Below are 19,659 nucleotides of genomic sequence, written 5' to 3'. Positions count from 1 at the left end.
AAGGATAGGGTTATGAGTACTAATGTGATCAGCCTGGTGTCCATCGGCGCCCACCCGACTTCCGGCCGGCCACGGCGTGCCGAGCAGGATGCGCGGGCGGTCGAGCTGGGGCTGCAACTGGCCGGGGACAGGCTGCAGGTGCTGCACGCCGGCGATATCGCCGAGCCGGCCCTGCGCGCGTACTTGGGCATGGGCCTGGAACAGATGCACGTGCTGGAGCAGTCGGCCGGTGCCGATGCGCTGCCGGCGCTGACCGATTATCTGCGCGATGCCGGGGCGCAAGTGGTGCTTACCGGCAGCCAGGCGGAAACCGGCGAAGGTTCGGGCATGCTGCCATTCCTGCTGGCGGAAAACCTCGGCTGGCCGCTGGTGGTGGGCCTGGCCCAGGTGGAGTCCATCGACAGTGGCGTGGCCCTGGTGCTGCAAGCCCTGCCGCGTGGCCAGCGCCGTCGGCTGAAGGTGCGCCTGCCGTTCCTCGCCACTGTGGATAACGCCGCGCCCAAGCCACGGCAGAGCGCCTACGGTCCGGCCCGACGTGGGGTACTACAGGCGCGGCAGGTGGAAGTGCTCGACGATGAGTTGTTCACCAGCGCCACCCTGCAACCGGCCAAACCCCGGCCCAAGCGCCTGAAAGTGATCAAGGCCAAGAGCGGCGCCGACCGCATGAAAGCCGCGACCGCCAAGGCCAGCGGCGGTGGCGGCCAGGTGCTCAAGGGCGGCAGCGCCGAAGCCGGGGCCGAGGCCATCCTCAAGCTGCTGATCGAAGAAGGCGTGGTCCGTTAGGGCCAGGCCTGTCGCTTCACCGTTATCCCCAGCAAGCTTCGCTCCTACAGGGGCGCGGCTTGCCTGCGATAGATTCCTCCCCTTTATCCACGTTTACCCACAATCCCTGTGCGCGCCTCTGTGGATAAGATGTTCGTCCCTCTCTGCAAGCCTCGCCAATCAAGCGCTGCAGCGCGTTGTACGAAAAACGATCAAGCTAAGTCGAGGTTTTTCCGAAGGTTTTTCTGTGGATAAGGAACTCCCTCGCTTCTCTGCCGCCGGCGAGTTGCCCCCAAAGTCTGTTGGCCTCTTTGTGGATAAGATGTTCGCTATCCGCTGAGAGCCTTATAAACAGCGGTCTTCAAGGCGCTGGTCAAAAAATAGGCAAATGTGGGACTTTGCCCTGCCGGCAGCACTGAAACCTCGATATTTTGCGGTATGCGGCGGTTTTCCACAGCCCGATGCCTTTCACTGCGAAGTTGCCCCCAAAGTCTGTTGGCGCTTCTGTGGATAAGGTGTTCGCCTTCGTCTATGGCCCTTTAAATATGTGGCTTACAGGCTGTTGTTCAAAAAACGATCAAAGCCTTGTGGAGAAGACCTTTTTGGATAAGTCACGGATTTTCTTCAGGTTCTGCCACTGAATCCGTCGGTTTAAAGCCGAGTTGCCCACATTTGCTGTGGGTGGAGATGTGGATAACTTGTTTGCGGACCTCTGAAAGCCTTGGCCGGTGGTGCCCCGGCGAGAACAGGTCAATTTTTGTACAGTCGTGCGGCGGCGATCGTCCGTTTCCGGCGGGGCGCCCGATAAACACCGAACGAGGTATGGCTTATATATCCAGCCAGCATAAATACAGTTTCCTCTGGGTATGGAGGGCTGTTTGACATGCAATGGGGCCAAGACTTTACTTGCTCTCACCACAAGAAGTGGGCGGATTATCAAGGGCGTTAGTCGAGTTCTCGACAATCCCTCAAGAAAATCCATGACAGGAGTCAAAAGTGAAAAACATCGTTTGTCTCTAGCGTTCTCCGATAGCTGACATCGAGCCTGTTGATCGGTGAAGAAGCTATTTCCAAAGCCCCTCCTGGTTGATGAAGTTCAGGGCTTTCTCGAAAGCCTGTTGAGTACCGGTATTTAACGACGGTTGGTTCTGGGTTATGGGCTTGGGATAGTCGCGGGCGCCCTGGAAGTTGTTGCGATTCCGCGAGCAAAGGCACAAGTGTGCATGTATTCAATTACAAGGAGTTATTGAAATGTCCGAAGCATCCAAAGCCAAAACCAAGGCCGCTGCCGCGCCCAGCAAGGAAGCCTATATCGAGCTGCTCAATGAAATGCGCGGGCACGCCAAGAAGAGATCCAGGGGCGAGGCCAGGGGCCTGCTGATGGCTTCGCCTCACCTGCAGCAGATTCACCTGCGTAGCCTCTACGTCACCACCAGCTCCAACGATCCCGCGGTGCGCGCCCTCGAGCCCAAGGCCCGGAAGACGGGGGAAGCGCAGGCCGACCAGTCGGAATCCGAGCTGACCAAGGCCACGGAGCACTTCCAGAACTCGGGCTCGACCGATACCACGGACTACAAGAAAAAACTCGAGGAACTGCGTAACCGGGACAAGGCCGCCGCGGAAAAGCGCATCGACAAGATGTATGACGAAGCAATCGCCCTGGTCAGCGATTATCCACAAAGCGCCGATGCCGTGGTCGGCTTCATGGAAACCTTCGGCAACTTGTTCAATGCCGTGCTGGACAAGATCGCCGACTTCTTCGTTGATATCGGGAAGAACATCATCAAATGGCTGAAGAATGTCTGGGAGAAAATAACCAATACCTTCAACTCCGTCGTCAGCTGGATCACCGGTTGGTTCTCTTGATCTGCTGAGCTTCGGAGGTGGCTTATGGTCAAACCCGTTGGCCTGCTGCCTTTTGTCGACCCTTACAAGCTCGAGTGGGACAGGGCTTTTTATATCGAGGAAGACAGGGCACTGGCCGATAACAAGGCACGACTCGATGTACTGCGTCAGCACGATAAGGAAAGAACCCAGGAAAGAATCGACGGCTTATATGACGATTTACTGCGACATATCGATCCGAACTATAAGCGCGCGCCCAATGCCGAGGACTTCAAGGATATCTTCGGTGTGGCACAGGGCATCATCCATTCCTGGAACTGGTAGTTGTTAACAACGTGAAGCTCCAAAAAAAACCGCGAGCATGCTCGCGGTTTTTTATCGGCGGGGCAGAAGCCTTCAGCCTTGAACCGGCACGCCCTTGAGGTACGGAGCCGGTTCGGCGCCGAGGTTGTTCAGCATGCGCTCGCTGTACCAGTCCACGAAGTTGACCACGCCGAACTCGTAGGTCTTGGAGTACGGGCCTGGCTGGTAGGCGGTGGAGTTGATGCCACGCTGGTTCTCTTCGGCCAGGCGACGATCCTGGTCGTTGGTGGCGTCCCACACCTGGCGCATGCGCTCGACGTCGTAGTCCACGCCTTCGACCGCGTCCTTGTGCACCAGCCACTTGGTGGTGACCATGGTTTCCTGGGCGCTGATCGGCCACACGGTGAACACGATGATGTGGTCGCCCATGCAGTGGTTCCACGAGTGCGGCAGGTGCAGGATGCGCATCGAGCCCAGGTCCGGGTTCTTGATCCGGCCCATCAGCTTGGCGCAGCCCTGCTTGCCGTCCATGGTCATGGACACGGTGCCCTTGAGCAGCGGCATGCGCACGATGCGGTTACGCAGGCCGAAGCTGGCGTGGGCGTAAGGGATCTTCTCGGCTTCCCAGGCGGCGGCGGAGGCGGCCACGTGGTCCTTGAACGCCTGGTCGGCGCGCGGGTCGGTGACGTCGTCCCACTCCAGCAGGGTTTTCAGCAGTTCCGGGTGCGAACCGCCGCAGTGGTAGCACTCGCGGTTGTTCTCCAGCACCAGCTTCCAGTTGGCCTTTTCCATCAAGGTGGTTTGCACCGCCACCTTGGTGTTCTCCATGTCGTAGGGTTCCATGTAGTGCGTCAGGGTCGCCAGGAAGTCATCGATGGCCGGCGGGTTTTCCGCGAGGCTGATGAAAATGTAGCCACCAGCGGTCTTCACGTTCACCGGCTTGAGGCCGTACTGCTTCATATCGAAGTCGGCGCCCATCTCGGTGCCGGCAAACAGCAGGCGACCGTCCAGCTCATAGGTCCACTGGTGGTAGTGGCAGACCAGCTTGGCGACCTTGCCCTTGTCGCTGGTGCACAGGCGCGAACCGCGGTGGCGGCAGACGTTGTGGAAGGCATGGACCACACCGTCGGCGCCACGGATCACGATGATCGGGTTCTTGCCGACCTGCAGGGTCATGTAGTTGCCCTTGGTCGGAATCTCGCAGGTCATGCCGGCGATCAGCCATTCCTTCTGGAAGATCTCCTGCATGTCGATATCGAACAGGCGCTCGTCGCAGTAGAACGGCTGCGGCAGGGAGAAGGTCCGCTCGCGTTCTTGGAGCATTTGCGCGGTGGCCTTGCGTGCGGGTTCCAGCGGATCGCCCAGGCTCAGGGTTGCGGTGACGTCCATCGTTTTGGTCCTCATGGCCATCTGTGTGGCCGGCGAAAGTGGCAGTGTGGCCGGTGTAACGGGCTTGTACGGGCAATCCCTGCGCCTGAAGTCCTGATTCTGCGTTACCGCTCCTCGCCATAGCGGGCTATGACTCGTCGCGGCGCCTTGACTCAGAACTTCAGGCTGGGGGCTTGCTCCGCACAAGCCCGTCACACCGGCCACGGTTACGACGCAAGGCTGAAAAATCAGCGGTTATCAGTTGAGGCGAGTGTGGGGCCGGCGCGGTCCAGAACCTTATCCATGGGCGACATGGCCCAATCTGTTCCCGACGCGCAAGCCCCGGTGGTTGGGGGCTGGTCGCGATAAGTATGTGAATGTCGCAGATAGGTAAATGGGTGTTTATGGGCCTGCGCACAATCGCCACCATAAAGGCCGGCAGTCGGCCGTGGAGATCAGCATGTCCAACAACTTCCTGAACCCGGTAACCACCCAGACCTGGGCCAATGGCCGACACATCGTCCGTTGCGTCAAAGTCATCCAGGAAACCTGGGACGTGCGCACCTTCTGCTTCATGGCCGACCAGCCGATCATGTTCTTCTTCAAGCCGGGGCAGTTCGTCACCCTGGAGCTGGAGATCGAAGGCCAGCCGATCATGCGTTCCTACACCATTTCCAGCTCGCCCTCGGTGCCGTACAGCTTCTCGGTGACCATCAAGCGCGTCCCTGGCGGCAAGGTGTCCAACTGGCTGCACGACACCCTGCACGAAGGTCAGGAGCTGGCGGTGCACGGGCCGGTGGGGCTGTTCAACGCCATCGACTTCCCGAGCCCGAAAGTCCTGTACCTCAGCGGCGGCGTCGGCATCACCCCGGTGATGTCCATGGCGCGCTGGTTCTACGACACCAATGGCAATGTCGACATGGTGTTTATCCACAGCGCGCGCTCGCCGAAGGACATCATTTATCACCGCGAGCTGGAGCACATGGCATCGCGGATCGACAACTTCAGCCTGCACCTGATCTGCGAGAAACATGGCCTGGGCGAGCCCTGGGCCGGTTATCGCGGCTACCTGAACCACAAGATGCTGGAGCTGATGGCGCCGGACTTCCTCGAACGCGAGGTGTTCTGCTGCGGCCCGACCCCTTACATGAACGCGGTCAAGCGCCTGCTCGAGGCCAGCGGTTTCGACATGTCGCGCTACCACGAGGAATCCTTCGGCGCGACGCCACCGGAAGCCCGTGCCGACGCCGTGGAACAGGCCGAACAGGCCGCCGAGGCGCCGGAAATCGACGCCGCCGACCTGCACCAGGTGGAGTTCACCGCTTCCGGCAAGAGTATCCGCGTGGCGCCGGGCGAAACCGTCCACGCCGCCGCGGCCAAGCTTGGCCTGATGATCCCCAAGGCCTGCGGCATGGGCATCTGCGGCACCTGCAAGGTGCTCAAGCTGGGTGGGGAAGTGGAGATGGACCACAATGGCGGCATCACCGAGGAAGACGAAGCCGAAGGCTACATCCTGTCCTGCTGCAGCGTGCCGAAGGGGGATGTGCGGGTCGAGTATTGAGCGGCGGACCGGTAGCCCGTAGCCGTTGCCGAGGCACGAGGCTGCGATCGACTGCGAAGCAGTCGTAAAACCGGACAGCCCGTTCTTTCTGGAACACCACGTGCTCAGGTTTTGCGAGGACTGCGTCGGAATGCCGCCCACCTCGTTCGCAGCCTCGCGGGCTCGGCAGCGGCTACAGATTGATCCGCTCGCTCAATCGATAAACAGATCCGTCATCAGCGCTTCGCTGCTGTCGGGATCGAAGCGGTAATGGGCGAAATCGCTCACCCCCTGTTCGCGCAGTATTTCCTCGTCGATCAGCAAGCGCCCGGTGATGCGGCGCTGGCGGCTGGAGAGAATCGCGTGGGCCGCGTCGGCCATGATCGCAGGCGTGCGCGCATGCTTGAACGATTCGCGCGAACCCAGCTGGAACTCGATGGCGGCGGTGGCGATCATGGTCTGCGGCCACAGCGAGTTGACGCTGATGCCGTAGTTCTTGAATTCCTCGCTCATGCCCAGGGTCAGCATGCTCATGCCGTATTTGGTCACGGTGTAGGGGCTGTACTGGGCGAACCATTTGCTCGCCAGGTTCAGCGGCGGCGACAGGCTGAGGATGTGCCCGCCGCTGCTTTTCAGGTAGGGCAGGGCCGCCTGGCTGCACAGCAGCACGGCGCGGGTGTTGATCTGGTGCATCAGGTCGAAGCGCTTGAGTTCGATGTGCTGCACCCCGGTCAGCTTGATTGCCCCCGCATTGTTGACCAGCGCATCGATGCCGCCGAACTGCTCGGCGGCCTTGGCCAGGGCCTGGCGCACCACCTCTTCGTCACGCACGTCCACTTGCAGGGCCAGGGCCTTGCCCCCCAGCGCCTCGACCTCGCGGGCCACGCTGAAGATGGTGCCGGGCAGCTTGGGATGAGGGTCGGCGCTTTTTGCCGCGATCACGATATTGGCCCCGTCCCGCGCCGCCCGCAGGGCGATCTCGCGGCCGATGCCACGACTGGCGCCGGTGATGAACAGGGTCTTGCCTTGTAAGGACATGGATGCGCTCCTGATTATTGTCGTTATCCGAGCGGGTACAGCGGCTCGCCAGTCAATCTAGTTCATGTCTGGCGCGTGTGCGGGGTGGGGGCGAAAAGGCGCTGGGCCGCGGGCCTTGCCCGCGGCAGGGGGAGGACTCAGTACAGCGCCGGACGGCGGTCCAGGTGCACATGGTTATGGGCGCTGATGTGCTTGTGCCGGGCGTCCGCCAGGGGCAGCTCCGCGAGCAGCAATTGCTGCTGGGGGTGACGGGCGCTGCCGGCCAGCGGATAACCGTCGGCGTCGACGATCAGCGAGCCGCCGACCCAGGCCACGCCACGCTCGTCGCCGCAGCGGTCGCAGGCGGCGATGAACATACGGTTGACCGCGGCGTTGGCCTGGACCCGGACCATTTCCGCCGGGCGCTCGCCCGCGGGGCGCGGCCCGTCCGGCCAGTTGACCGGGGCGCAGAGCAGGGCGGCGCCGGCCAGCGCGGGCAGGCGCACCCATTCCGGGAACTCCAGGTCGTAGCAGATCAGCATCGCGATCGCGCCAAAACGGGTCTCGACCACCGGTGGCGGCTGGTCGCCCACCGTGAACACCAGCTTCTCCCGGTCCCACAGATGGGCCTTGCGATACACCGTCACCCGCCCCTCGGGCTCGACCAGCGCGGCGCTGTTGGCCACTTGCCCGGCATTCAGGCGCTCGCAGAAGCCGCCGACTATCACCACCTGCAGCTCCGCAGCCAAGGCCTTCCACAGGGTCAATGTCGGCCCGTCAAGGCTCTCGGACAGCGCCAGCGCCTCTTGCCGATCGGCGAACACATAGCCGCTTTGCACCAGTTCCGGCAGCACCACCACCTGGGCGCCCTCGGCGGCGGCCTCGCGAATGGCCCGCTGGCCCAGGTCGCGGTTGTAGTCGAGCTCGCCTACCCGTGGGGCGATCTGTTGGCAGGCGACTTTCAGGGTAGGCAGTCCAGTCATTGGCCGGCTCCTTCCAGTTGGCGTTCGCTGGCCTGGATCGCCAGGCGTTCGGCGTCCAGGTCCAGGCCGCGGGTCAGCGCCCAGTAGGCCACGCCGGCCACGGCCAGGCCGATGACAAAGGCAATGTCCGCGCCCTCCAGCGCCCGGGAAACCGGGCCCTGGTAGAAGCTCAGGGACATGAACGGAATCATCGCGATCAGGCCGAGGAAATAGGCGACCAGCCCGGGCATGGCCCAGCGGCCATAAATGCCGGCCGGGTTGAAGATATCGCTGATGGCGTAGTGACCTTTGCGCACCACGTAGAAGTCCGCCAGGTTGACCGCGGTCCAGGGCACCAGGAAATACAGCATCAGCAGCACGAAGGTGTTGAAGCTCGCCAGGTAGCTGTCGGGGATGTTCATGGCGATCAGGAAAATCACCACCGCCACCAGGGCGATGCCCACCACCCGGCTCTTGAGGTTCGGCTGGATCTGCAGGAAACCGTCGATGGCGCTGATGCCGGTGAGCATCGCGCCGTAGCAGTTGACCGCCATGATGCCGACCAGGGCGGGCACGGCGATCAGCACGGTAAAGGTGCCGAAGCCCGGGATCATCTGGTTGCCGACTTCGCGGACACTGCCGATGGCGTCCGGAGACGGCAGGGCGGACGCCAGGAAGGCGCCCAGGGACATCAGCCACAGCGCCGAGCCCGCGGCGCCCAGGTAGGTCCAGAAAATCACCTGGCGCGACGAGGTCTTGTGCGGCAGGTAGCGCGAGTAATCCGAGACATACACCGAGTAGCTGATCTGGTAGCCGGCGGCCGCCGACAGCTGGATCAGGAAGGCCGACCAGGAAAAGTGCGCGTCGGCCACGGCGGCATCGGCCTGCAGGGTCATCAGCGCGCTGATGGTCAGCACGGTGAACACGCTGATCAGGATGTAGGTCAGCCAGCGCTGCACGGCGTGCAGCAGGTCATGGCCGACCACGGCGATGATCACCGCGAGGATGATCATCAGGCTGTACCAGGGCGCTCGCGCGCCGGGGACCACGGTGTTGATCGCATCGGTGGCGAGGATCACGTTGAACACGTTGAAGCCGATGTAGACGAAGACCACCGCGGTGAACGGCACGATGGCGCCGCGCAGGCCGAATTGCGCCCGCGACTGGATCATCTGCGGCAGGCCCATGCGTGGTCCCTGGTTGGCGTGGAAGGCCATGCAGAAGGTGCCCAGGCAGACGCCGAGGACGATGGCCAGGATCGAGTAGTGCAGGCTCAGGCCGAGGGCGGCGCCGGTGAAGCCGGTGACCATGGTGGTCAGGACGAAGTTGCCGGTGAACCAGAACGGTCCCTGGTGCCAGACCTTGCCGTGGCGCTCGTGGCGCGGCACGTAGTCGATGGAACGGGTTTCGATCTTGAGGCTGGGTGACGGGGCTTTTTCCGTTGCCGCGGGCAGGCTGGTCATGGGGTATTGCCTTGTTTTTATAAATTGACCCCGGAGTCTCGGATATACGCCTGTGATGTTGAATCAGTGGAGGGAAATAATCAGTTCAGGAATCTGTGAACTGATGTCACGCAGCGCCGGCCCACCGCTCCTGGTCGCGACAGGAAACGGCAGGCCAGTGAGGGCGTTTCAGCCGGCCATGACCTGGCGAATGTCCGCGGCCAGTTCGCGGACCCGCGCTTCTTCGGTGTCCCACGAGCACATGAAGCGCGCGCCGCCTTTACCGATGAAGGTGTAGAAGCGCCAGCCCCTGGCGGTCAGCGCGGCTATGGCCGGTTCCGAGAGTTGCAGGAACACGCCGTTGGCCTGCACCGGGAACATCAGATCCACCCCTGGAATGTCCGCCACCAGCTCGGCCAGCAACTGCGCGCAATGGTTGGCGTGGCGGGCGTATTTGAGCCAGGCGTCGTTTTCCAGCAGGCCGACCCAGGGCGCCGACAGAAAACGCATCTTCGAGGCCAACTGGCCGGCCTGCTTGCAGCGGTAGTCGAAGTCTTCGGCCAGCTTGTGGTTGAAGAACAGGATCGCCTCGCCCACCGCCATGCCGTTTTTCGTGCCGCCGAAGCACAGCACGTCGACCCCGGCTTTCCAGGTCAGGTCGGCGGGCGAGCAGCCGAGGAAGGCGCAGGCGTTGGAGAACCGCGCGCCGTCCATGTGCAGGTTCAGCCCCAGCTCCTTGCAGGTGGCGCTGATGGCGCGGATTTCTTCCGGGGTGTAGACGCTGCCGACTTCGGTGGCCTGGGTCAGGGTCACCACCCGTGGCTTGGGATAGTGGATGTCCTGGCGCTTGAGGGCGATGTCGCGGATCGAGTCCGGGGTCAGCTTGCCGTTCTCGGTGCCGGCGATCAGCAGCTTGGAGCCGTTGGAGAAGAATTCCGGCGCGCCGCATTCGTCGGTTTCGACGTGGGCGGTTTCCGAGCAGATGACGCTGTGGTAACTCTGGCACAGCGACGACAGGGCCAGGGAGTTGGCGGCGGTACCGTTGAAGGCGAAGAACACCTCGCAGTCGGTCTCGAACAGTTTGCGGAAATAATCGGCGGCGCGCGCGGTCCACTGGTCGTCGCCATAGGCGCGTTCGTGGCCGCGATTGGCCTGTTCCATGGCCGCCCAGGCCTCGGGGCAAATGCCGGAATAGTTGTCGCTGGCGAATTGTTGGCTCTTGTCGGTCATGGCCGTCTTCCGTGCTAAGGGTCCGAAAGGGGAGTCCTTCGATAAAGGGCTCCGGATAAGGCGCTCCTGGGTAAGGAGCCCTTGGGTAAAGCGTCCGCAACGAGGTCTGGGCCAGCAGGACAGCGCAGGCCCCGCAGAGATCGGTGGAGCGCCACTTTACCCAAGATTGACGGGGGAGCACACGCTCTGTTTATGGGTGAAAAATGCACAGGCCATGAGGATATATGCCAGACCCGATGCTGACCCCGCTGGTCGCCCGGCGCGATGGCGCCCTGGACCTGCTCAAGTGGCTGGCGCTGCTTTGCATGGTGCTCGATCACCTGCGCTACGTCGGCTGGAGCCTGGATCTGCTGTATGTGCCCGGGCGCCTGGCGTTTCCCTGGTTCTGCCTGGCGCTGGCGGCCAATGTGGCGCGGGCCGGTGCGGTGGATCGCGAGGGCGCGGGGCAATGGCGTTACCTGGGCTGGCTGCTGCTGTTCAGCCTGCTCAGCGAAGTACCGTACCGGCTGTACATTCCCGACCCCGATACCCTGAATGTGCTGCCGACCCTGGCCCTGGGCCTGCTGGTGGCCCGTGCCTGGCAGCGACGCGGCGGGCTGGCGCTGTGGCTGGGGATCGTCGCGGCCTTGTTGGGCGGGCTGTTCGACCGCTACCTGATGTTCGGCCTGTTCGGCGTGTTGCTGCCGCTGGCGCTGTTAATAGTGTTGCAGCGCCGCTGGTACTGGGCGCTGCTGCCGGGGCTGCTGTGCCTGGCGGCCAATCAGTGGGAAAGCCTGCTGCCGGCGGCGCGCCAGGGCAACCAGGTGGCGGCCTGGGCCCTGGTCGCCTGCGTGCTGGCGCCGTGGCTGGGGCTGGCGATCCTGCGGCGGCTGCGCGGTTTTTCGCCGCCACCGATGCGGCGCTGGGCCTATCTCCTGTATCCCGGGCATTTCCTCCTGCTGCTGATGCTGCGCAATCTCCTGGCCTGACGGCGAGTGTTGTCGCTGCGAACGCCCTGTAGCCGCTGCCGAGCCTGCGAGGCTGCGAACGAGGTGGACGGCATTCCGACGCAGTCCTCGCAAAACCTGAACATGCGGTATGTCTGGAAGAACAGGTTGTCTGGTTTTACGACCGCTTCGCGGCCGAGCGCAGCCTCGCGGGCTCGGCAGCGGCTACAGGCGCGCAGGCCCGAAAGCTGTCGCGCCACTGGTCGGTGGCGGGGTCTGGCGGTCGCGGGCAAGCCACCGATTTAGAGCCTTCGGCCTGTGGCGCGCGCAAGCATTTGTCTCTCTGCGCCAGGCCATGTCGTAAACGCACCTTTGCGTGGCGTCCATAGGCATTTGATCGGTCAGCGCCGGTCATACCATCGCATCCAAAGGGCACTACCGCAGGGTACGTGCCTCACCGAGACGAAAGGCGCACCGCCGCCGCTGGGAGAGACGCGATGTTCAGCAAGCAAGACCAAATCCAGGGTTATGACGATGCACTGCTGGCGGCCATGAATGCCGAGGAGCAACGTCAGGAAGATCACATCGAGCTGATCGCGTCGGAGAACTACACCAGCAAGCGCGTGATGCAAGCGCAAGGCAGTGGCCTGACCAACAAGTACGCCGAAGGTTATCCGGGCAAGCGCTACTACGGTGGTTGCGAGCACGTGGACAAGGTCGAGGCCCTGGCCATCGAGCGCGCCAAGCAACTGTTCGGCGCCGATTACGCTAACGTCCAGCCGCACTCCGGTTCCTCGGCCAACAGCGCCGTGTACCTGGCCCTGCTGCAAGCCGGCGACACCATCCTGGGCATGAGCCTGGCCCATGGCGGCCACCTGACCCACGGCGCCAAAGTGTCGTCTTCGGGCAAGCTGTACAATGCCGTGCAGTACGGCATCGACACCAACACCGGGCTGATCGACTACGACGAAGTCGAGCGCCTGGCCGTCGAGCACAAGCCGAAGATGATCGTCGCTGGCTTCTCGGCCTATTCCAAGACCCTCGACTTCCCACGCTTCCGCCAGATCGCGGATAAAGTCGGTGCGCTGCTGTTCGTCGACATGGCCCACGTCGCCGGTCTGGTCGCCGCTGGCCTGTACCCGAACCCGCTGCCTTACGCCGACGTGGTCACCACCACCACCCACAAGACTCTGCGCGGTCCGCGTGGCGGTCTGATCCTGGCCAAGGCCAACGAAGAAATCGAGAAGAAGCTCAACGCCGCGGTATTCCCTGGCGCCCAGGGCGGCCCGCTGATGCACGTGATCGCCGGCAAGGCGGTGTGCTTCAAGGAAGCGCTGGAGCCTGGCTTCAAGGCCTACCAGCAGCAAGTGATCGACAACGCCCAGGCCATGGCCGGCGTATTTATCAAACGCGGCTACGATGTAGTGTCCGGCGGCACCGACAACCACCTGTTCCTGGTCAGCCTGATCCGTCAGGGCCTCACCGGCAAGGATGCGGACGCCGCCCTGGGGCGCGCCCATATCACCGTGAACAAGAACGCTGTCCCGAACGATCCACAGTCGCCGTTCGTGACCTCCGGCCTGCGTATCGGCACCCCGGCGGTGACCACCCGCGGCTTCAAGGTTACCCAGTGCGTGGAGCTGGCCGGCTGGATCTGCGACATCCTCGACAACCTCGGCGACGCCGATGTCGAGGCCAATGTCGCCCAGCACGTGGCGGCCCTGTGCGCGGACTTCCCGGTTTATCGCTGAGTGCGGTTTTGGAGTAAATGACTATGCAACGCTACTCGGGCTTCGGCCTCTTCAAGCACTCCCTCAGCCACCATGAAAACTGGCAGCGCATGTGGCGCACGCCGACCCCGAAAAAGGTCTACGACGTGGTCATCGTCGGCGGTGGCGGGCATGGCCTGGCGACCGCCTACTACCTGGCCAAGGAGCACGGCATCACCAACGTCGCCGTGGTCGAGAAAGGCTGGCTGGGCGGCGGTAACACCGCGCGCAACACCACCATCGTGCGTTCCAACTACCTGTGGGACGAGTCGGCGCACCTGTACGAACACGCGATGAAACTGTGGGAAGGCTTGTCCCAGGACCTCAACTACAACGTGATGTTCTCCCAGCGCGGCGTCTACAACCTGTGCCACACCCTGCAGGACATCCGTGATTCCGAGCGTCGGGTCAGCGCCAACCGCCTCAACGGCGTGGACGGCGAGCTGCTCAACGCCAAGCAGGTGGCGGACGAGATTCCGTACCTGGACTGCTCCAAGAACACCCGCTACCCGGTGATGGGCGCCACCGTCCAGCGCCGTGGCGGCGTGGCTCGCCACGACGCCGTGGCCTGGGGCTTCGCCCGTGCCGCCGACGCCCTGGGCGTGGACCTGATCCAGCAGACCGAAGTGATCGGCTTCCGCAAGGAAAACGGTGTGTGCATCGGCGTGGAAACCAACAAGGGCTTCATCGGCGCCAAGCGCGTCGGCGTGGTCACCGCCGGTAACTCCGGGCACATGGCCAAGCTCGCCGGTTTCCGCCTGCCGATCGAATCGCACCCGCTGCAAGCACTGGTGTCCGAGCCGATCAAGCCGATCATCGACAGTGTGATCATGTCCAACGCGGTGCACGGTTACATCAGCCAGTCCGACAAGGGCGACCTGGTGATCGGCGCCGGTATCGACGGCTGGGTCGGCTACGGCCAGCGCGGTTCGTACCCGGTGATCGAGCACACCATCCAGGCCATCGTCGAGATGTTCCCGATCCTTTCGCGGGTGCGCATGAACCGCCAATGGGGCGGCATCGTCGACACCACCCCGGACGCCTGCCCGATCATCTCCAAGACTCCAGTGCCGAACATGTTCTTCAACTGCGGCTGGGGTACCGGCGGCTTCAAGGCCACCCCGGGTTCGGGCAACGTATTCGCCGCGAGCCTGGCCAAGGGTGAAATGCACCCGCTGGCCGCACCTTTCTCCATCGACCGTTTCCACAACGGTGCGCTGATCGATGAACACGGCGCTGCAGCTGTCGCCCACTAACAGGAGAAATCCCTATGTTGCACATCTTCTGTCCTCACTGCGGCGAACTGCGCTCCGAAGAGGAATTCCATTCGTCCGGCCAGGCGCATATCCCGCGTCCGCTGGATCCGAACAACTGCACCGACGAGGAGTGGGGCAACTACATGTTCTTCCGCGACAACCCTCGCGGTCTGCACCACGAGCTGTGGATCCATGCCGCCGGCTGCCGTCAGTACTTCAACGCCACCCGCGACACCGTGACCTACGAGATTCTCGAAACCTACAAGATCGGTACCAAGCCGCAATTCACCGACAAGACCGATAGCCCGAAAGCGGCCACGCAGGCTCTGGGAGAGAAGGTATGAGCCAGTCCAATCGCCTGTCCAACGGCGGACGCATCGACCGCAACAAAGTCCTCAGCTTCACCTTCAACGGCCAGACCTACAAAGGCTTCGAAGGCGACACCCTGGCCGCTGCCCTGCTGGCCAACGGCGTGGACATCATCGGTCGCAGCTTCAAGTATTCCCGGCCGCGCGGCATCTTCGCCGCCGGTGCCGAAGAGCCGAACGCGGTGCTGCAGATCGGCGCCACCGAAGCCACCCAGATTCCTAACGTGCGCGCTACCCAACAGGCGCTGTACCAGGGCCTGGTCGCCACCAGCACCAATGGCTGGCCGAGCGTCAACAACGACATGATGGGGATTCTCGGCAAGGTCGGCGGCAAGCTGATGCCGCCGGGCTTCTACTACAAAACCTTCATGTACCCGCAATCGTTCTGGATGACCTACGAGAAGTACATCCGCAAGGCCGCGGGCCTGGGTCGCTCGCCGACCGAGAACGATCCGGACACCTACGACTACATGAACCAGCACTGCGACGTGCTGATCGTCGGCGCCGGCCCTGCCGGCCTGGCCGCGGCCCTGGCTGCCGCGCGCAGCGGTGCGCGGGTGATCCTCGCCGACGAGCAGGAAGAATTCGGCGGCAGCCTGCTGGACAGCCGCGAAAGCCTGGACGGCAAGCCGGCGGCCGAGTGGGTCGCCACCGTGGTTGCCGAGCTGAAGTCGCTGCCGGAGGTGACCCTGCTGCCACGGGCCACCGTGAACGGCTACCACGACCATAACTTCCTGACCATTCACGAGCGCCTGACCGACCACCTCGGCGATCGCGCGCCGATCGGCCAGGTACGCCAGCGCATCCACCGGGTGCGTGCCAAGCGCGTGGTGCTGGCCACCGGCGCCTGCGAGCGTCCGCTGGTCTACGGCAACAACGACGTGCCGGGCAATATGCTGGCCGGCGCGGTCTCGGTCTACGTGCGCCGCTATGGCGTGGCACCGGGCAAGAAGCTGGTGCTGAGCACCAACAACGACCATGCCTACCGTGTGGCCCTGGACTGGCTCGACGCCAGCCTGCAAGTGGTAGCCATCGCCGATGCCCGTCACAACCCGCGCGGTGCGCTGGTGGAAGAAGCCCGCGCCAAGGGCATTCGCATCCTCACCTCCAGTGCGGTCATCGAAGCCCGTGGCAGCAAGCATGTGACCGGCGCTCGCGTTGCGGCGATCGACGTCAAGGCGCACAAAGTCACCAGCCCCGGCGAGTGGCTGGACTGCGACCTGATTGCCAGCTCCGGCGGCTACAGCCCGGTGGTGCACCTGGCGTCGCACCTGGGCGGCAAGCCGATCTGGCGTGAAGACATCCTCGGTTTCGTACCGGGCGAAGCACCGCAGAAACGTGTGTGCGTCGGCGGCATCAACGGCGTCTACAGCCTCGGCGATTCCCTGGCCGACGGTTTCGAAGGCGGCGTGCGCGCGGCCAGCGAAGCGGGTTTCAAGGCCGTGGAAGCGGTACTGCCCAAGGCCCTGAGCCGTCTGGAAGAGCCAACCCTGGCGTTGTTCCAGGTGCCCCATGAAAAGGGCACCGCGCGGGCACCCAAGCAGTTCGTCGACCTGCAGAACGACGTCACCGCCGCCGCCATCGAACTGGCGACCCGCGAGGGCTTCGAGTCGGTCGAGCACGTCAAGCGCTACACCGCGCTGGGCTTTGGTACCGATCAGGGCAAGCTTGGCAACGTCAACGGCCTGGCCATCGCGGCCCGTTCGCTGAACGTGAGCATCCCGCAGATGGGCACCACCATGTTCCGTCCGAACTACACGCCGGTGACTTTCGGCGCCGTGGCCGGTCGTCACTGCGGGCACATCTTCGAGCCGGTGCGCTTCACCGCGCTGCATGCGTGGCACGTGAAGAACGGCGCCGAGTTCGAGGACGTCGGCCAGTGGAAGCGCCCTTGGTACTTCCCGAAGAACGGCGAAGACCTGCACGCCGCGGTCAAGCGCGAGTGCAAGGCGGTGCGTGACAGCGTCGGCCTGCTCGACGCCTCGACCCTGGGCAAGATCGATATCCAGGGCCCGGACGCCCGTGAGTTCCTCAACCGCATCTACACCAACGCCTGGACCAAGCTCGACGTGGGCAAGGCGCGCTACGGCCTGATGTGCAAGGAAGATGGCATGGTCTTCGACGACGGCGTGACTGCCTGCGTCGGCGAAAACCACTTCATCATGACCACCACCACGGGCGGCGCCGCGCGCGTCCTGCAATGGCTGGAGATCTATCAGCAGACCGAATGGCCGGACCTCAAGGTGTACTTCACCTCGGTCACCGACCACTGGGCGACCATGACCCTGTCCGGGCCGAACAGCCGCAAGCTGCTCAGCGAAGTCACCGACATCGACCTGGACAAGGACGGCTTCCCGTTCATGACCTGGAAAGAGGGCCTGGTGGGCGGCGTGCCGGCGCGAGTGTTCCGTATCTCCTTCACCGGTGAGCTGTCGTACGAAGTCAACGTCCAGGCCGACTACGCCATGGGCGTGCTGGAGCAGATCGTCGAGGCTGGCAAGAAGTACAACCTGACCCCGTACGGCACCGAAACCATGCACGTACTGCGGGCCGAGAAGGGCTTCATCATCGTCGGCCAGGACACTGACGGCTCGATGACCCCGGACGACTTGAACATGGGCTGGTGCGTCGGTCGCACCAAGCCGTTCTCGTGGATCGGCTGGCGTGGCATGAACCGCGAAGACTGCGTGCGCGACCAGCGCAAGCAGTTGGTGGGCCTGAAGCCGATCGACCCGAACCAGTGGCTGCCGGAAGGCGCGCAACTGGTGTTCAACACCAAGCAGGCGATCCCGATGAGCATGGTCGGTCACGTGACCTCCAGTTATGCCCACAACTCCCTGGGGTATTCGTTTGCCCTGGGCGTGGTCAAGGGTGGCCTGAAGCGGATGGGCGAGCGGGTGTTCGCGCCATTGGCCGACGGCACGGTGATCGAGGCGGAAATCGTTTCTTCGGTGTTCTTCGATCCGAAAGGCGATCGCCAGAACGTTTAACAAAGGTCCATGTAGCCGCTGCCGCAGGCTGCGTACGACTGCGAAGCAGGCGCCGCTCTTACTGGCGCTGGAAGGTTCTTCGAGTCGAGCGCGACCCCTGCCTATTGCTGCCTTCGGCAGCGGTTACAGGATCGGTGGTTTTCGCACAACAGAATTTCAAGACAGGTGCTCTATGACCGCAGTCAACGTTTACCAACAGCGCCCGACCACTGGCGCCAAAGCCGAGTCGTCGCTGCACCATGCCGATCTCGCCAGCCTGGTGGGCAAGGGCCGCAAGAACGCAGGCGTGACCCTGCGCGAGAAAAAACTCCTCGGCCACCTGACCATCCGTGGCGATGCGCATGACCCGGCCTTCGCTTCCGGCGTGCACAAGGCCCTGGGCCTGGAACTGCCGGTGGCCCTGACCGTGGTCGCCAAGGGCGAAACCAGCCTGCAGTGGATGGGGCCGGACGAGTGGTTGCTGGTGGTGCCGAGCGGTGAAGAATTCGCCGCCGAGAAAAAATTGCGCGAAGCCTTGGGCAACCTGCACATCCAGATCGTCAACGTCAGTGGCGGCCAGCAGATCCTCGAGCTGTCCGGCCCGAATGTGCGCCAAGTGCTGATGAAGTCCACCAGCTACGACGTGCACCCCAACAACTTCCCGGTGGGCAAGGCTGTCGGCACCGTGTTCGCCAAGTCGCAACTGGTGATCCGCCGCATGGGCGAAGACACCTGGGAACTGGTGATCCGCCGCAGCTTCTCCGATTACTGGTGGTTGTGGCTGCAGGATGCCGCCGCCGAATACGGCCTCAGCATCCAGGCGTAACACAAATCCCTGTAGCCGCTGCCGCAGGCTGCGATCGACCCCGCAGGGGGTGTCGCTCTTAAGGGCGCTGGAAGGTCCTTCGGACCTTATCGCAGCCTGCGGCAGCGGCTACAGAAGTGTACTTACGAACAGGAGTCACCCCGCATGAGCCGCGCACCCGATACCTGGATTCTGACTGCCGACTGCCCCAGCGTGCTCGGCACGGTGGATGCGGTGACCCGCTTTCTGTTCGAGCAGGGCTGCTATGTCACTGAGCACCACTCGTTCGATGACCGGCTTTCGGCGCGTTTTTTCATTCGCGTGGAATTTCGCCAGCCCGAGGATTTCAATGAGCAGGGCCTGCGCGACGGTCTGGCCGAACGCGCCCGGGCCTTCGACATGAACGTCGAGCTGACCCCGCCGCAGCATCGGCCGAAAGTGGTGATCATGGTCTCCAAGGCCGATCACTGCCTCAACGACCTGCTCTACCGCCAGCGCATCGGCCAGCTGGCGATGGAGGTGGTGGCGGTGGTGTCCAACCACCCGGACCTCAAGCCCCTGGCCGACTGGCACCAGATCCCGTACTACCACTTCCCCCTGGACCCCAACGACAAGCCGTCCCAGGAGCGTCAGGTGTGGCAGGTGATCGAGGAGTCCGGCGCCGAACTGGTGATCCTTGCGCGCTACATGCAAGTGCTGTCGCCGGAGCTGTGCCGCAAGCTCGATGGCAAGGCGATCAACATCCACCATTCCCTGCTGCCCGGTTTCAAGGGCGCCAAGCCTTATCACCAGGCCTACAACAAGGGCGTGAAACTGGTGGGCGCTACCGCGCACTACATCAACAACGACCTGGACGAAGGCCCGATCATCGCCCAGGGCGTGGAAGTGGTGGACCACAGTCACTACCCCGAGGACCTGATCGCCAAGGGGCGCGATATCGAAGGCCTGACCCTGGCGCGGGCCGTGGGTTATCACATCGAACGGCGGGTGTTCCTCAACGCCAATCGAACAGTGGTTCTATGACCTGTAGCCGCTGCCGAAGGCTGCGATCGACCCCGTAGGGGAGGGTCCTGGAAGGCCCTTCGGACCTTATTGCA

Annotated in this window: 16 protein-coding genes; 11 read left to right on the top strand and 5 right to left on the bottom strand. The window is 63.3% G+C overall.

Annotated elements, in window-relative coordinates; translation table 11 throughout:
* The first annotated feature begins 12 nt into the window (after positions 1–12).
* From etfB to H0I86_RS29160, 3 genes are all read left to right on the top strand, one after another.
* Positions 13–783, top strand: a complete 771-nt coding sequence (gene etfB / locus H0I86_RS29170; RefSeq protein WP_180923081.1) for an electron transfer flavoprotein subunit beta — start codon at positions 13–15, stop codon at positions 781–783.
* A gap of 1,230 nt (positions 784–2,013) precedes the next feature.
* Complete coding sequence (locus H0I86_RS29165; RefSeq protein ID WP_180923080.1) at positions 2,014–2,628, top strand: hypothetical protein; 615 nt, start codon at positions 2,014–2,016, stop codon at positions 2,626–2,628.
* Positions 2,629–2,652: 24 nt separating this feature from the next.
* A complete protein-coding gene (locus tag H0I86_RS29160) occupies positions 2,653–2,931 on the top strand; it encodes a hypothetical protein (protein WP_180923079.1) in 279 nt (92 codons plus the stop codon).
* Between the two features lie 72 nt (positions 2,932–3,003).
* Here the strand turns inward: H0I86_RS29160 and gbca are convergent, their stop codons facing one another.
* A complete protein-coding gene (gene gbca, locus H0I86_RS29155; protein ID WP_124300668.1) occupies positions 3,004–4,299 on the bottom strand; it encodes a glycine betaine monooxygenase oxygenase subunit in 1,296 nt (431 codons plus the stop codon).
* A 439-nt stretch (positions 4,300–4,738) separates the two neighbouring features.
* Between gbca and gbcB the strand changes: the two genes are divergently transcribed.
* Positions 4,739–5,839, top strand: coding sequence for a glycine betaine monooxygenase reductase subunit (gbcB, locus tag H0I86_RS29150; protein WP_023969192.1), 1,101 nt, complete (start codon positions 4,739–4,741; stop codon positions 5,837–5,839).
* 192 nt (positions 5,840–6,031) lie between these two features.
* Here gbcB and H0I86_RS29145 read toward each other — a convergent pair whose 3' ends face one another.
* The 4 genes from H0I86_RS29145 to H0I86_RS29130 form a co-directional block, all read right to left on the bottom strand.
* Positions 6,032–6,856 carry an SDR family oxidoreductase gene (locus H0I86_RS29145; protein WP_180923078.1) on the bottom strand — a complete coding sequence of 275 codons (825 nt, stop codon included), beginning with the start codon at positions 6,854–6,856 and terminating at the stop codon, positions 6,032–6,034.
* 137 nt (positions 6,857–6,993) lie between these two features.
* Positions 6,994–7,818: a nitrilase-related carbon-nitrogen hydrolase gene (locus tag H0I86_RS29140; RefSeq protein WP_180923077.1), complete on the bottom strand. Its 825-nt coding sequence runs from the start codon at positions 7,816–7,818 to the stop codon at positions 6,994–6,996.
* Complete coding sequence (locus tag H0I86_RS29135; RefSeq protein WP_180923076.1) at positions 7,815–9,260, bottom strand: purine-cytosine permease family protein; 1,446 nt, start codon at positions 9,258–9,260, stop codon at positions 7,815–7,817. The genes H0I86_RS29140 and H0I86_RS29135 overlap by 4 nt, the downstream gene beginning before the upstream one ends.
* 168 nt (positions 9,261–9,428) lie before the next feature.
* Complete coding sequence (locus H0I86_RS29130; RefSeq protein ID WP_180923075.1) at positions 9,429–10,469, bottom strand: threonine aldolase family protein; 1,041 nt, start codon at positions 10,467–10,469, stop codon at positions 9,429–9,431.
* Positions 10,470–10,693: 224 nt separating this feature from the next.
* Here H0I86_RS29130 and H0I86_RS29125 point away from each other — a divergent pair, with 224 nt between their 5' ends.
* From H0I86_RS29125 to purU, 7 genes are all read left to right on the top strand, one after another.
* A complete protein-coding gene (locus H0I86_RS29125) occupies positions 10,694–11,437 on the top strand; it encodes a TraX family protein (RefSeq protein ID WP_180923074.1) in 744 nt (247 codons plus the stop codon).
* 455 nt (positions 11,438–11,892) lie between these two features.
* A complete protein-coding gene (gene glyA / locus H0I86_RS29120) occupies positions 11,893–13,146 on the top strand; it encodes a serine hydroxymethyltransferase (RefSeq protein WP_180923073.1) in 1,254 nt (417 codons plus the stop codon).
* A gap of 23 nt (positions 13,147–13,169) precedes the next feature.
* Complete coding sequence (locus tag H0I86_RS29115) at positions 13,170–14,420, top strand: sarcosine oxidase subunit beta family protein (protein WP_009051223.1); 1,251 nt, start codon at positions 13,170–13,172, stop codon at positions 14,418–14,420.
* A 14-nt stretch (positions 14,421–14,434) separates the two neighbouring features.
* On the top strand, positions 14,435–14,764 hold the full coding sequence (locus H0I86_RS29110; protein ID WP_009051222.1) for a sarcosine oxidase subunit delta: 330 nt from the start codon (positions 14,435–14,437) through the stop codon (positions 14,762–14,764).
* On the top strand, positions 14,761–17,778 hold the full coding sequence (locus H0I86_RS29105; RefSeq protein ID WP_180923072.1) for a sarcosine oxidase subunit alpha: 3,018 nt from the start codon (positions 14,761–14,763) through the stop codon (positions 17,776–17,778). Before H0I86_RS29110 ends, H0I86_RS29105 begins: the two co-directional genes overlap by 4 nt.
* Positions 17,779–17,950: 172 nt before the next feature.
* Positions 17,951–18,583 carry a sarcosine oxidase subunit gamma gene (locus tag H0I86_RS29100; protein ID WP_180923071.1) on the top strand — a complete coding sequence of 211 codons (633 nt, stop codon included), beginning with the start codon at positions 17,951–17,953 and terminating at the stop codon, positions 18,581–18,583.
* Between the two features lie 144 nt (positions 18,584–18,727).
* Positions 18,728–19,585, top strand: coding sequence for a formyltetrahydrofolate deformylase (gene purU / locus H0I86_RS29095; protein ID WP_180923070.1), 858 nt, complete (start codon positions 18,728–18,730; stop codon positions 19,583–19,585).
* The last annotated feature ends 74 nt before the right edge of the window (positions 19,586–19,659 follow it).

The organism is Pseudomonas chlororaphis subsp. aurantiaca (assembly GCF_013466605.1).
Classification (GTDB): Bacteria; Pseudomonadota; Gammaproteobacteria; order Pseudomonadales; family Pseudomonadaceae; genus Aquipseudomonas; species Aquipseudomonas chlororaphis_I.
This window is presented reverse-complemented; position numbering and strand designations above follow the sequence as displayed.